This is a genomic window from Aquimonas voraii (genome assembly GCF_900101825.1).
Lineage (GTDB): Bacteria > Pseudomonadota > Gammaproteobacteria > Xanthomonadales > Xanthomonadaceae > Aquimonas > Aquimonas voraii.
Map to the genome: position 1 here is coordinate 477,451 of NZ_FNAG01000001.1, position 12,762 is coordinate 490,212.

General features: G+C 68.7%; 14 protein-coding genes and 1 tRNA gene. 7 read left to right on the top strand and 8 right to left on the bottom strand.

The features are described 5' to 3' along the window. Nucleotides 1-49: 49 nt before the first annotated feature. The 7 genes from leuS (at nucleotide 50) to rlmH (ending at nucleotide 6,182) form a co-directional block, all read left to right on the top strand. Complete coding sequence (gene leuS / locus BLP83_RS02065; RefSeq protein WP_143006520.1) at nucleotides 50-2,767, top strand: leucine--tRNA ligase; 2,718 nt, start codon at nucleotides 50-52, stop codon at nucleotides 2,765-2,767. A gap of 55 nt (nucleotides 2,768-2,822) precedes the next feature. Beyond that, nucleotides 2,823-2,899, top strand: a tRNA-Pro gene (locus BLP83_RS02070). A gap of 30 nt (nucleotides 2,900-2,929) precedes the next feature. Beyond that, on the top strand, nucleotides 2,930-3,442 hold the full coding sequence (locus BLP83_RS02075) for an LPS-assembly lipoprotein LptE (RefSeq protein ID WP_218121168.1): 513 nt from the start codon (nucleotides 2,930-2,932) through the stop codon (nucleotides 3,440-3,442). Beyond that, nucleotides 3,442-4,464 (top strand): DNA polymerase III subunit delta, encoded by a 1,023-nt coding sequence (holA, locus tag BLP83_RS02080; protein WP_091238206.1) that lies wholly within the window; start codon nucleotides 3,442-3,444, stop codon nucleotides 4,462-4,464. The genes BLP83_RS02075 and holA overlap by 1 nt, the downstream gene beginning before the upstream one ends. 5 nt (nucleotides 4,465-4,469) lie before the next feature. Continuing rightward, nucleotides 4,470-5,159: a nicotinate-nucleotide adenylyltransferase gene (gene nadD / locus BLP83_RS02085; RefSeq protein WP_091238208.1), complete on the top strand. Its 690-nt coding sequence runs from the start codon at nucleotides 4,470-4,472 to the stop codon at nucleotides 5,157-5,159. An 84-nt stretch (nucleotides 5,160-5,243) separates the two neighbouring features. Continuing rightward, nucleotides 5,244-5,678: a ribosome silencing factor gene (rsfS, locus tag BLP83_RS02090; RefSeq protein WP_091238210.1), complete on the top strand. Its 435-nt coding sequence runs from the start codon at nucleotides 5,244-5,246 to the stop codon at nucleotides 5,676-5,678. 30 nt (nucleotides 5,679-5,708) lie between these two features. Beyond that, nucleotides 5,709-6,182, top strand: coding sequence for a 23S rRNA (pseudouridine(1915)-N(3))-methyltransferase RlmH (gene rlmH, locus BLP83_RS02095; RefSeq protein ID WP_091238213.1), 474 nt, complete (start codon nucleotides 5,709-5,711; stop codon nucleotides 6,180-6,182). A gap of 10 nt (nucleotides 6,183-6,192) precedes the next feature. Here rlmH and BLP83_RS02100 read toward each other — a convergent pair whose 3' ends face one another. From BLP83_RS02100 to BLP83_RS02135, 8 genes are all read right to left on the bottom strand, one after another. Next, on the bottom strand, nucleotides 6,193-6,555 hold the full coding sequence (locus BLP83_RS02100) for a hypothetical protein (protein WP_091238214.1): 363 nt from the start codon (nucleotides 6,553-6,555) through the stop codon (nucleotides 6,193-6,195). Nucleotides 6,556-6,608: 53 nt separating this feature from the next. Further along, a complete protein-coding gene (locus BLP83_RS02105; RefSeq protein ID WP_091238217.1) occupies nucleotides 6,609-7,232 on the bottom strand; it encodes a DUF938 domain-containing protein in 624 nt (207 codons plus the stop codon). Next, nucleotides 7,225-8,466 (bottom strand): TraB/GumN family protein, encoded by a 1,242-nt coding sequence (locus BLP83_RS02110; RefSeq protein ID WP_091238219.1) that lies wholly within the window; start codon nucleotides 8,464-8,466, stop codon nucleotides 7,225-7,227. Before BLP83_RS02110 ends, BLP83_RS02105 begins: the two co-directional genes overlap by 8 nt. Beyond that, nucleotides 8,459-9,358, bottom strand: a complete 900-nt coding sequence (locus BLP83_RS02115) for a carbon-nitrogen hydrolase (protein ID WP_091238223.1) — start codon at nucleotides 9,356-9,358, stop codon at nucleotides 8,459-8,461. Before BLP83_RS02115 ends, BLP83_RS02110 begins: the two co-directional genes overlap by 8 nt. After that, on the bottom strand, nucleotides 9,345-10,391 hold the full coding sequence (locus tag BLP83_RS02120) for an agmatine deiminase family protein (protein ID WP_091238225.1): 1,047 nt from the start codon (nucleotides 10,389-10,391) through the stop codon (nucleotides 9,345-9,347). The genes BLP83_RS02115 and BLP83_RS02120 overlap by 14 nt, the downstream gene beginning before the upstream one ends. Continuing rightward, nucleotides 10,388-10,756, bottom strand: coding sequence for a hypothetical protein (locus BLP83_RS02125; RefSeq protein WP_245679930.1), 369 nt, complete (start codon nucleotides 10,754-10,756; stop codon nucleotides 10,388-10,390). The genes BLP83_RS02120 and BLP83_RS02125 overlap by 4 nt, the downstream gene beginning before the upstream one ends. Nucleotides 10,757-11,003: 247 nt before the next feature. Next, nucleotides 11,004-11,129, bottom strand: coding sequence for a type B 50S ribosomal protein L36 (ykgO, locus tag BLP83_RS02130; RefSeq protein ID WP_091238229.1), 126 nt, complete (start codon nucleotides 11,127-11,129; stop codon nucleotides 11,004-11,006). A gap of 78 nt (nucleotides 11,130-11,207) precedes the next feature. Further along, nucleotides 11,208-12,737 (bottom strand): helicase HerA-like domain-containing protein, encoded by a 1,530-nt coding sequence (locus BLP83_RS02135; RefSeq protein ID WP_091239398.1) that lies wholly within the window; start codon nucleotides 12,735-12,737, stop codon nucleotides 11,208-11,210. Nucleotides 12,738-12,762: the final 25 nt, after the last annotated feature.

The window sequence follows — 12,762 nt, forward strand, 5'->3', positions numbered from 1 at the left end:
CGGCGGTTAAACTGCGCGACTGCCCTCCGGATCCCCGAACATCCCCGCCATGCAAGAGAACTTCGACCCCAAATCCATCGAAGCGGCCGCCCAGAGCTTCTGGGACCGTACCCGTGCCTTCGAGGTCGTCGAGGACAGCTCGCGGCCGAAGTACTACTGCCTGTCGATGCTGCCGTATCCCTCGGGCGCGCTGCACATGGGCCATGTGCGCAACTACACGATCGGCGACGTGATCAGCCGCTACAAGCGCATGCAGGGCTTCAACGTGATGCAGCCGATGGGCTGGGACGCGTTTGGCCTGCCGGCCGAAAACGCCGCGATCAAGAACAAGACCGCGCCCGCCAAGTGGACCTACGCCAACATCGCCCACATGCGCGGCCAGCTGAAGCGGCTCGGCTTCGCCTACGACTGGTCGCGCGAGGTCACCACCTGCACGCCCGAGTACTACCGCTGGGAGCAGCAGTTCTTCACCCGGCTGTTCGAGAAGGGCCTCGTCTACCGCAAGAACAGCGTGGTCAACTGGGATCCGATCGACCAGACCGTGCTGGCCAACGAGCAGGTGGTCGACGGCCGCGGCTGGCGCTCGGGTGCGGTGGTCGAGAAGCGCGAGATCCCGCAGTGGTTCCTGAAGATCACCGACTACGCCGATGAGCTGCTGGAAGGCCTCGACAAACTCGAGGGCTGGCCGGAAGCGGTCAAGACCATGCAGCGCAACTGGATCGGCCGCTCGGAAGGGCTGGAGATCCAGTTCGGCGTCGAGGGCAGCGCTGATCCGCTGACCGTCTTCACCACCCGCCCCGACACCCTGATGGGCGTCACCTTCGTCACCGTCGCTGCCGAGCATCCGCTGGCGCTGGACGCCGCGAAGGAGGACCCCGCGTTGGCCGCCTTCATCGAGCGCTGCAAGCAGGGCGCGGTCAACGAAGCCGAGCTGGAAACCCAGGAGAAGCTGGGGGCGCCGACAGGCCGCTATGCGCTGCATCCGATCAGCGGCGAGCGCGTGCCGATCTGGATCGGCAACTTCGTGCTGATGGGCTACGGCACCGGCGCGGTGATGGGCGTGCCCGGCCACGACGAGCGCGACGGTGAATTCGCGCGCAAGTACGGCCTGCCGATCCGCATGGTGATCATCAACCAGGATGTCCGCGATGCGCTGGACGAGCTGCGCCGCGATGCGGCGAAGGGCGGCGACGCGCTGACCACCGCGCTCGGCGGCGGCGCCCTGCGCGATGTGTTCGAGCCCTCGGCCGCCGTGCAGGTCATCGAGCAGTTCGAAGCCGCCATCAAGGACGAAGTCGCGTTCACCGAGCGCGGCTGGCTGGTCAACTCCGGCGAGTTCGACGGCCTCGACTTCGCCCAGGCCTTCGAGGCGATCGCCGCCAAATTGGAGGCCATGGGCCGCGGCACCCGCCGGGTCAACTATCGCCTGCGCGACTGGGGTGTTTCCCGCCAGCGCTACTGGGGTTGCCCGATCCCGATGCTGTACGACGCCGAGGGCAATGCCCACCCGGTGCCCGAAGACCAGCTGCCGGTGCGCCTGCCCGAGGACGTGAGCTTCTCGGGCGTGGCCTCGCCGATCAAGGCCGACCCCGAGTGGCGCAAGTACAGCGACCCGGCGACGGGTGCGGTCTTCGAGCGCGAGACCGACACCTTCGACACCTTCATGGAGTCCTCCTGGTACTACGCGCGCTACTGCTGCCCGGGTGCGAACGACATGCTGGACGGCCGCGCCAAGTACTGGCTGCCGGTCGACCAGTACATCGGCGGCATCGAGCACGCGGTGATGCACCTGATGTACTTCCGCTTCTTCCACAAGCTGCTGCGTGACGCCGGCTATGTGGACAGCGACGAGCCGGCGACGAATCTCCTCTGCCAGGGCATGGTCATCGCCGATACCTTCTTCCGCACCGAGGCCGACGGCAGCAAGACCTGGATCAACCCGGCCGACGTCGATCTGCAGAAGGACGAGCGCGGCCGCGTCACCGGCGCCACCCTGCGCGCCGACGGCCAGCCGGTGCAGATCGGCGGCAGCGAGAAGATGTCGAAGTCGAAGAACAACGGCGTCGACCCGCAGTCGATGGTCGACAAGTACGGCGCGGACACCGTGCGCCTGTTCTCGATGTTCGCCGCGCCGCCGGACCAGAGCCTGGAGTGGAACGAGGCCGGCGTCGAAGGCATGGCGCGCTTCCTGCGTCGCCTGTGGACCGCCGTGCATCGCCACGTCAGCTCGGGCGCCGCGCCGGCGCTGGACGCAGCGGCACTGAACGCCGAGCAGAAGGCTCTGCGTCGCAAGCTGCACGAGACCATCGAGAAGGTCGCCGATGACATCGGTCGTCGCCACGCCTTCAACACCGCGATTGCCGCGGTGATGGAGCTCTTGAACGCGCTGACCAAGTCCGATGACGACAGTGCGCAGGGCAGGGCGGTGCGGCAGGAGGCCTACACGGCGATCGCGCTGATGCTGAATCCGATCACCCCGCACACCAGTCACGCACTCTGGCAGGCCTTGGGCCACGGCGAGACCCTGATCGAGGACCAGCCCTTCCCGAAGGCCGATCCGGCCGCCCTGGTGCGCGATGCGCTGACACTTGCGGTGCAGGTCAATGGCAAGCTGCGCGGCACGGTGGACGTGGCGGTGGATGCCGCGCGCGAGGCCGTCGAGCAGCTGGCGCTGGCCGAGCCCGCGGTGCAGCGCGCGCTGGAGGGGCTCACGGTGCGCAAGGTCATCGTGGTGCCCGGGAAAATCGTCAACATCGTCGCCGGCTGAGGCCGCGATACTGTGGCACGCCCATCGGGCCAGACCGGTGGGCGCGGAACAACGTCGGGGAGTAGCGCAGTCTGGTAGCGCATCTGGTTTGGGACCAGAGGGTCGCAGGTTCGAATCCTGTCTCCCCGACCATATTTCTCACAGGGTGTCCTGATGCCGATCGTGTCGCCGCAAGCCTCGCGCCATCGTCTTGCCACTGCCGGCCTGCTGCTGGTCTGCCTGCTGCTGGGCGCCTGCGGTTTCCGCCTGCGCGAAGACGTCCGCCTGCCGGACAACCTGAAGACCCTGCGCCTCGCCCAGGTCGATCCCTACTCGGCGCTGGCCCGCGATCTGCAGGCGGCGCTGGAGCGCGCCGGCGCGCAGGTGATCGAGGATCCGGCCCTGCCGTCTGCGGTCCTGCGCGTCGATCGGCTTGAGGAGCGCCGCAGCCCGCTGACGGTGGACGCCGCCGGTCGTGCGCAGGAGTTCGAAATGGTGCTCAGCGCCGAGGTCTCGCTGGCCGATGCCGCGGGCGCCTATGTGATGCCGCCGCAGACGCTGGAGCTGCGGCGCGACTACCTGTTCGACACCGCGCAGGCGCAGGGCACCTCGAACGAAGAGGAACTGATGCGCGAGGAGCTGCAGCGCGAACTGGTGCAGGCCATCCTGCGGCGGATCGACTCGGCCCTGCGCTGATGTTCGGTGCGGCGGACTCGGCCGGTGCGAATGGCGACCTGCCGGCGGTGGTGCTGATCGCCAGCAGCGAAGCCCTGCTGCGGGTCGAGGCCGCGGATCGTCTGCGTGCGCAGGCCCGGGCGGCGGGCTACGCCGAGCGCGAGATCTTCGAGGTCGACGCACGCTTCGACTGGTCGCAGGTGCAGGCCAGCTGCGCGGCGATGTCGCTGTTCGCCAGCCGGCGCATCGTCGAGCTGCGCATCGCCTCCGGCAAGCCGAACAAGGACGGCGTCGAGTGGCTGCAGGACTACTGCCGCAATCCGGCCCCCGACGTGCTGCTGCTGATCCTCTGCGAGGACTGGAGCAAGAAGCACGAGGGCGCCTGGTTCACCGCCGTGCAGAAAGCCGGTCGCGCCCAGGTGCTGTGGCCGATCAAGGTGCACGAGATGTCCGGCTGGCTCGGCCAGCGCCTGCGCGCGCAGGGGCTTGAAGCCAGCCGCGAGGCGCTGGAGCTGCTGGTCGAACGCGTCGAGGGCAATCTGCTGGCGGCGGCCCAGGAAGTCGACAAGCTGGCCCTGCTCAAGCCGGAAGGCCGGATCGAGGTCGATTTCATGGCCCACGCGGTCGCCGACAACGCCCGCTACGACGTGTTCGGCCTGAGCGACGCGGCGATCGGCGGGGATGCCCAACGCGCGTTGCAGATCCTGGCGGGCCTGCGGGCCGAGGGTCAGGCGGTGCCTGCGCTGATCAGCTGGCTGTCGGGCCAGGTCCAGCAGCTGTTGCGGGTGGCCGAGGTCAAGGCCCGCGGTGGCAATGTCGAGTCCGCGCTGCAGGCGGCCGGTGTGTGGTCCTCGCGGCAGGGCCCATTCAAGAAAGCCCTGGCGCGCGCGGGTGTCGCCCACTTCGAGACCCTGCTCGCGCAGTGCGCGAAGGTCGAGCGCATCGGCAAGGGGCGCGAGCAGGGCGACGGCTGGCGCGAACTGGAGCGGCTGCTGGTGTCGCTGGCCGAGCCCGGTGCGCGCCCGACCCTGCTGGCCGGCTGAACGCGATGGGTAACGCGCGTCCGCTGCACGTCGTCTACGGTGGCACCTTCGATCCGGTGCATCGCGGTCACACGGGCATTGCCCGGGCGGCGCGCGAGGCCCTGCTGGCCGCGGGACTTTCGATCGCGGCCTTTGACTTCCTGCCGAACGCGGACCCGCCGCATCGCGCGCCGCCGGGTGCGGCGGCAGGCCACCGCGTGGCCATGCTGTGGCTGGCGCTGGCCGGCGAGAGCGGCTTCGGCATCGACCTGCGCGAGCTGCGCCGCGGCGGTGCCTCCTACATGGTCGACACCCTGGCCGAGCTGCGCGGCGAGCTTGGACCCGAGGCGCCGCTGGTGCTGTTGCTGGGCGAGGACGCCTGGCGCGGCTTTGATCGCTGGCAGCGTTGGCAGGCGATTCCGGGCCTCGCCCATCTGCTGGTGGTCAACCGCCCGCATGCTGGCCACGCCGACGCGCCGCCCGCGCTCGCGGCGCTGGCGCGCGCGCATGCGCTACCCCTGGCGAAGCTGGGCGAGGCCCCGGCGGGCGGCATCTGCAGGATTGAGCTGCCGCCTGAGGCGGCCTCAGCCACCGAGGTGCGTGCGGCCGTGGCCCGCGCCGATGCCGCGGCGATCTCGGCGTATCTCGAGCCCGCGGTGGTCGCCTACATCGCGCGCCACCGGCTGTACGCGCCGCCGCTGCCCGGCGCAAGCTGAATCGCGCGGCCGGCGTCTGCCGGCGCGCTCACCTATACTTTGCCCTCGCGCCCTTGGGCGTCCCTTCCGCAACAGGTCAGCGTCTTGAATCCGAAAGCCCCCGCCACGCCCGCCCCGCGCGCCCGCGCCGCCAAGAAGACCGCCCCGGGCGGCCCCTCGCCGGAAGCCCTGAACGCGCGCATCCGCTTCGCCCTGGAAGAGATCAAGGCCCGCGACATCCGCGAGATCGACGTCCGTGGCAAGGCTGGCTTCACTGACACCCTGTTCATCGCCTCCGGCACCTCGACCCGCCACGTCAAGGCGATCGCCGATGAAGTCCAGAAGCGCATCAAGGAGATCGGCGCCATGCCGCTCGGCGTGGAAGGCGAGCGCGAGGCCGAGTGGGTGCTGGTGGATCTGGGCGACGCCGTGGTCCACGTTTTCCTGCCGCGCGTGCGCGAGTTCTATGCGCTGGAGCGGCTGTGGAGCGTGGATGGCGACACGCCGCGGGCCGCCGACGCCGAAACCGAAGAAGGCTGATCCGGCCCTCGTGGCTGCCGGGCACGCGGCATGAAAGCCCAGCTGATCGCGGTCGGCACCGGCATGCCGGACTGGGTGCAGACCGCCTGCGCCGACTACTTCAAGCGCCTCTCGCACTGGCTTCCGCTGCAGCTGGTGGAGCTGGCGCCGGGCGAGCGCGGCAAGGGCCGCGACACGGCCCGCGCGATGGAGGACGAGGCCAAGCGCTTGCTGGCCGCGGTGCCGCGCGGCACCCATATCGTCCTGCTCGACGGCCGCGGCCGAGCGCATTCCAGCGAACAGCTGGCCGAGCGCATGCAGGCCTGGCGCATGCAGGGTCAGGACCTCGCCTTCCTGATCGGCGGGCCTGACGGCTTCCACGATTCTGTACGTCGCGCGGCCGGCGAAAGCTGGTCGCTGGGGCCGCTGACCCTGCCGCATCCGCTGGTGCGCGTGGTCGTGGCCGAGCAGCTCTATCGGGCCTGCAGCCTGCTGGCCAACCATCCCTACCATCGCGGCGGTTAGTGGGACGGCATCACCACGGTCCGAGGAACCAGTCGAGGGTCGACAGAGTGAGTACGACCAGCAGAGAGAACAGCAGGGCGGCGCCCGCGATGGCCCTGGTGCGCGACTTGGGCGTCTCGACGACCCGGCCCGCGATGAAGCCGAGCAGTCCCCCGCCGAGGATCTGCACCAGCCCAAGGCTGAGCGCGCTGTAGAGCAGCCAGGCCTGCGCCCCGGCGATGAGCCGATCGCTGATGGCCACGTCCTGCAGGTCTCCGAAGGGGCCAACAAGCCCAGCGAAAGGTACCGGAAAGCGGAAAGCGGCCACCGCAAGCAGCACCAGCAGCAGGGTGAACACGACGGTGAATGCGCTTCCCTTCAAGGCATGGATCATCACGGCTTCCTTTGCTGATGGTGTAGGCGAGCCGGTGACCGTCTCACGCGCTTTCAAGCCCCGGGACAGCGCGTCCAGACCAGGCTGCGGTTGTTCGCCGGCATTGCGATATCAGCGGCCAGCGCGAAACCCTGCGCACGGGCCAGCGCGTCGACCGCCTCGAAGTCGCGAATGCCGCGCTTGGGATCGTCCGCGCGCAGTTGGGCGTCGAAAGCGGCATTGCTCTCGCTGGTGAATCGGCCGCCGTAGTTGAAGGGGCCGTAGACGACCAGCGTTGATCCGGGCTCAAGCACCGCGCCGACCAGACCAAAGAACTGCTCGACCTCGGGCCAGCCCATGATGTGCAGGGTGTTGGCGCTGTAGGCGGCATCGAAACGCTGCGCAGGCCAGCGCTCGCGGCGGGCGACGTCCAACTCGAAGGGCGCGGGCAGGTTGGGCAGCCCGGCCTGTGCAATGCGTGCGGCCAGCCCGGGAAGGTAGTCGGCGCGGTCGCTGCTCTGCCAGTGTAGATGCGGCAGATGCGCCGCGAAGAACTCCGCATGCTGGCCGGTGCCGCTGCCGATCTCCAGCACCCGCGCCGGTATGGCGAGATGCTCGCGCAGCACGGCGAGAATCGGCTCGCGGTTGCGTTCGCAGGCGGGGGAGAAGGGCAGCGCTGCCGCATCCCCCTCAGGCATTCGAAACCGCCTTGTAGAGCGTCCAGCCGGCGACATAGAAGCCTATGGCCGTACCCATGTTGGTGAGGAAGAAGTTGATGAACACGCGCGAGACGCGGTTGCGCCACCAGCCACGGATACTGGTGGCGTCATCGCGCAGGCGGTGGAAGTCAGCCACGGTGGGCTTGCGCAGCCAGGCCTCGACCAGAGAGCTGACCATTCCGGAGGACAGGGCCGGGTGGAGCGGCGTCACCGGGGAGACGGCGAACGCAGTCAGGATGGACAGCGGGTGACCGCCCGCGAACAGGCAGCCCACCGCGCCAAAACTGCCGGTGATCAGCGCCCACTGCAGCACCATGTCCGTGCCCACATCGCTGCCCTGCGAGAAACCATAGATGAACCCACCAACGACCAGCGCAGCAAGGATCACCGTGATCCAGGTGCCCCAGTTCTTCGGTGGCGGCAGCTGACGCAGGCTTTCGCGCAGCTCGCCGGGTTCGCGTGCATCTTCCGCCAGATGTTGGGCGAGGCCCGCCAAGTGGCCGGCCCCGATCACCACGAGCACATGCTTCACCTGTGGGCTGCGCGCCGCTTCCTGACGCAGGGCTGCGGCCATGTACTGGTCGCGTTCGGCGATCAGCGCCCGATACAGAGGTTCGCGGCTCTTCGCGAACTCGCCGAAGGTGGCTTCCAGCAGGTCGCCTTCCTTCAGCTTCTCGATCTCGTCTTCCTCGATCTTCTCGTTGACCAGCAGGCTGGCGACCAGCCCGCTCATCATGCTGAGTCGCTGCCAGAAGCCGACCGAGGCGGCCGTGCGCTTGAGCGTGATAGCCACATCGCGATCAACGCGCCAGACCGGCAGCTGAAGGCGCTGGCCTTCGTCGATGGCCGCCAGCATCTCGGCGCCGGGCTCGACGCCCAGCTGCTCGGCGAGGCGACGCTGGTACGCGGACAGGGCCAGGTTGGCCGCCACCAGGCTGACCTTGCCTTCCTTGATCACGCGGAACAGATCGAGCTTGGCCAGCGCATCCGGATTGCGCATCGACTGGTAGCGCGGCTCGCACAGCTCGACTGCGATCGCGTCGAAGTGCTTCTGGGCGGCCAGCGCCCGTACGGCGTCCACGCTGGACTGGGATACGTGCGCGGTGCCCAGCAGGGTGTAGAACACGCCGTCGCGCTCGATTTCGAGGATCGGCTGACCGGCCAGCGGGTCGTGGCTTGCGTCGCAGACGACGTCGGTTCGGGCCTCAGTCACGGTAGCGCTTCAACAGGTCGGCATAGGCGTCGATGCGACGGTCGCGCAGGAAGGGCCAGATCCGGCGCACGGCTTCGGAGCGCTTGAGATCGACATCGGCCAGCAGCACCGCGTCGCTGTCGGTATCGGCCTCGGCCAGGATCTCGCCCTGCGGGCCGAGCACGATCGAGCTGCCCCAGAAGCGGATGCCGCTGCCGCCGGTGGGCGAGGGCTCGAAGCCCGTGCGGTTGCAGCTCAGCACCGGCAGGCCGTTGGCGACCGCGTGGCCACGGTGCGAGAGGATCCAGGCCATGCGCTGGCGATCCTGCTCGTCCTGCGGATCGTTCGGATCCCAGCCGATCGCAGTCGGGTACAGCAGCAGCTCGGCGCCGGCCAGCGCCATCAGGCGCGCGGCTTCCGGATACCACTGGTCCCAGCAGACCAGCACGCCGAGGCGGCCGACCGAGGTGTCGATGGGCTCGAAGCCAAGGTCGCCCGGCGTGAAGTAGAACTTTTCCAGGAAACCCGGATCGTCGGGAATGTGCATCTTGCGGTACTTGCCGGCGATGCTGCCGTCGGCTTCGAACACCACCGCGGTGTTGTGGTACAGGCCGGCGGCGCGTCGCTCGAACAGGGAAGACACGATCACCACGCCATGCCGCTTCGCCAGCGCACCCAGCCGCTCGGTGCTCGGGCCAGGGATGGGTTCGGCGCGGTCGAACTCGTCCACGCTCTCGTGCTGGCAGAAATAGGCGCCGTTGTGCAGCTCCTGCAGCAACACCAGCTTCGCGCCCGCGGCCGCCGCTTCGGCGACACGCGCCTCGATGCGCGCGAGGTTGGCCTCGACCGAGCCGCGGTCGCGGTCCTGGATCAGGGCGACGCGCAGCGTGCCCTTCGAGTCAGACGTGTTCATTCAGCACTCCTCGCGGCAGCTGCATGGTGATGCAGTGCAGGCTGCCGTTCTGCCAGATCAAGGGTCGGCAGGGCAGGGCGACGATCTGGCGTTCGGGGAAGGCGCGCGCCAGCACGGCCTGGGCCTCGGCATCGGCCGGGTCGCCATAGGCCGGCATCAGCACCGCGCCGTTGATGATCAGGAAGTTCGCGTAGGACGCCGCCAGCCGCCGGCCTTCGTCGAGGATCGGCTGCGCCCAAGGCAGCACGAATACCTCATACGGCTCGCCGTTCGCCTGGCGCAGGGCGGCGATCTCCTGACCCATCGTGGCCAGTTCGTCGAAATGGCTGTCGCCGCGATCACTGCAGCCCTGGTAGACGATGCGCGTGGGGCTGGCGAAGCGGGCCAAGGTGTCGATGTGGGCGTCGGTGTCGTCGCCTTCGAGGTAGCCGTGGTCCAGCCACAGCACGCGGTCCTGGCGCAGCTCGCGGCACAGCAGCTCGGTGACTTCCGCGCGCGAGCGGTCGGGATGGCGCTCGCTCAAGCAGTGCCAGGTCGAGAGCAGGGTGCCGGCGCCGTCGGTCTCGATGCCGCCGCCTTCCAGCGCGAAGTCGATGCGCCGGCGCTGCGCGCTTGATGCAAACACGCCGGCCGCAAACAGCTGCTCGACCAGACGGTCATCGGCGCTGGCCTCGAACTTGCCGCCCCAGCCGGTAAAGCGGAAATCCAACAGCTCGAAGCCATCCGTCGTGCGCAGGCTGATCGGACCGGAGTCGCGCAGCCAGGTGTCGTCGTACTCGGCCTCAACGCAGCGCACCTGCGACAGATCCACGCCGCGCGCAGCCAGCAGGCTGCGCAGGCGCGCTTCGAGCGCCGCATCACGTACGCAGACCACCAGCGGCTGGAAGCGGGTGATGGCTGCCGCGAGTTCGACGTAGGTGATTTCGACCTCGGCCAGGCGCGGGGCCCAATCGGTGTCGTCATTCGGCCACGCGATCAGAACCGCGGACTGGTCTTCCCACTCCGCGGGGAAACGCGCTGAAGACCGGTTCATCCGTTCGGCTTTTCCTTGCGAATCGGGCCCTTCTCGTTCGGGCTGGCGCGATTGACCACGGCATTGACCACGTGGCTGTTCTCGAAATAGACGGTGAATTCCGGATAGCTCCAGCGGGTGATCGGCGGCTGCTGCGGGCTGCTGCCGCCCACCGGGGCGTGCTTCGTCGTGGGCGCTCCGAACTGCGCCTCGACCTGGTTCATCAACATGCCGCGACGAGGCAGGTTGGCGCCGCTGTGAGTGCGCTCCACCCGGTCGATCAGAAGGACATCGCCTTCAATCACGCGCTGGGTGCTTTCCTGCGCCGAAGCGACTCCGTGGGACAGGGCGAAACAGACAGCCAGACAGCCAAGACTGCGCAACATGGTTGATTCTCCGTCGAAGGTGGCGGACTCCCCGCGCGGATTGTAGAGCCTTGTGTCGGCTGGCGACCATGCGCGCGGAGCGCTTGCGGAATGTGTTGACCTGCGGCGCATGCGCCCAGGGCGCGCGTGACCCGCATCCGCCGGCGGCGGTCGGCTGGGCTCGGCAGCGGACATGGATGCTCCGCCCCAGAAAGCAGAAGGCCGCCCGGGGGCGGCCTCTTGCCACGCCTGCAGCGGCGGCCGGCGCTCAGCGCTGGCGGGCCTTGAAGCGGGGGTTGCTCTTGCAGATCACGAAGACCTTGCCGCGGCGACGCACGACCTTGCAGTCGCGGTGGCGGGTCTTGGCCGACTTGAGGGAGTTCAGGACTTTCATGGGTTGAGCCTTGGAAAGGAGCGCGACAAACGCCGTAGTGTAGTGAGCTGTCAAGGCATTGACAAGCGAGTGGATGCTTCAGCGCCGTCCTCCCAGCCCCCCAAGCACGCCGCGCAGGAGCTGCCGGCCCAACTGGTTGCCCACCGTCCGCATCGTCGACTTGGCCATGGCCTCCACCGCGCCCTGGCGGCGCGAGGTGCCGAACAGCCATTCGTTGAGCTTCTGGCCGATGCCGCCCCCGGCCTCCGCTGGCTGGGTGGACGGCGAGGGCGCGCCCTGCGCGGAGGCGGGGCGCGCCCTCGGCGGTGGGCTGGGCGGGGCCGCGCTGGCGGCCACTTCGGCGCGCCGCGACAGGATCTCGTAAGCCGACTCGCGATTCACCGCGGTGTCGTATTTGCCTCCGACCGGGCTGCGCATGCGCTGGGTCTGGCGCTCCTCGGGCGTGATCGCGCCGATCCGGCAGCGCGGCGGGCAGATCAGGGTGCGCTCGACCGGCAGCGGGATGCCCTTGTCCTGCAGGGTCGAGACCAGGGCCTCGCCGACGCCGAGTTCGCCGATCACCCTGGCGACATCGAGCGTGGGGTTGCTGGCGAAGGTCTCGGCGGCCGTGCGCACGGCCTTCTGGTCGCGCGGGGTGAAGGCCCGCAGCGCGTGCTGCACGCGGTTGCCGAGCTGGCCGAGGATGGTGCCGGGAATGTCGTCCGGGTTCTGCGAGCAGAAGTACACGCCCACGCCCTTCGAGCGGATCAGGCGCACCACCTGCTCGACCCGCTGCAGCAGGGCGGGCGGGCAGTCGTTGAACAGCAGGTGGGCCTCGTCGAAGAAGAACACCATCTTCGGCCGGTCGAGGTCGCCCACCTCGGGCAGGTTCTCGAACAGCTCGGAGAGCATCCACAGCAGGAAGCTCGAGTATAGACGCGGCTTCAGGATCAGCTTGTCGGCGGCCATCACGTTGACGATGCCGCGGCCCGACATGTCCTGGCGCATGAAGTCGTTGAGATCGAGCGAGGGCTCGCCGAAGAAGTGCCTGGCGCCATCACTCTCCAGCCGCAGCAGCTGGCGCTGGATCGCGGCGATGCTCTGCGCGCTGACCAAGCCGTACTCTGTGCTGATCTCCTTCCGATTGTCGGCGACGAAGCCGAGCAGGGCGCGCAAATCGTCCAGGTCGATCAGCAGCAGTCCCTGCTCGTCCGCCAGTTTGAACACGATGTCGAGCACGCCGGCCTGGGTGTCGTTCAATTCCAGTACGCGGCCCAGCAGGGTCGGGCCCATCTCCGAGATCGAGCACCGCACCGGGTGGCCGAGCTCACCGTAGATGTCCCAGAACACCACCGGACTGGCCTCCTGACGGTAGTCGGTGATGCCGATCTGCTCGACGCGCTGGCTGATCCGCTCGTGCGGAGCGCCTGCCTGGCACAGCCCTGCCAGATCGCCCTTCACGTCGGCGAGGAAGACCGGCACGCCCAGACGAGAGAAGCCTTCGGCCATGACCATCAGGGTCACCGACTTGCCCGTGCCGGTGGCGCCGGCCACCAGGCCGTGGCGGTTGCCGTAGCGCGCGAGCAGGTCGACCTGCTGCGTGCCCTTGCCGATGAGGATCCTGTCCATCTGTGCCTCGCTGTGGTGAGCCGCG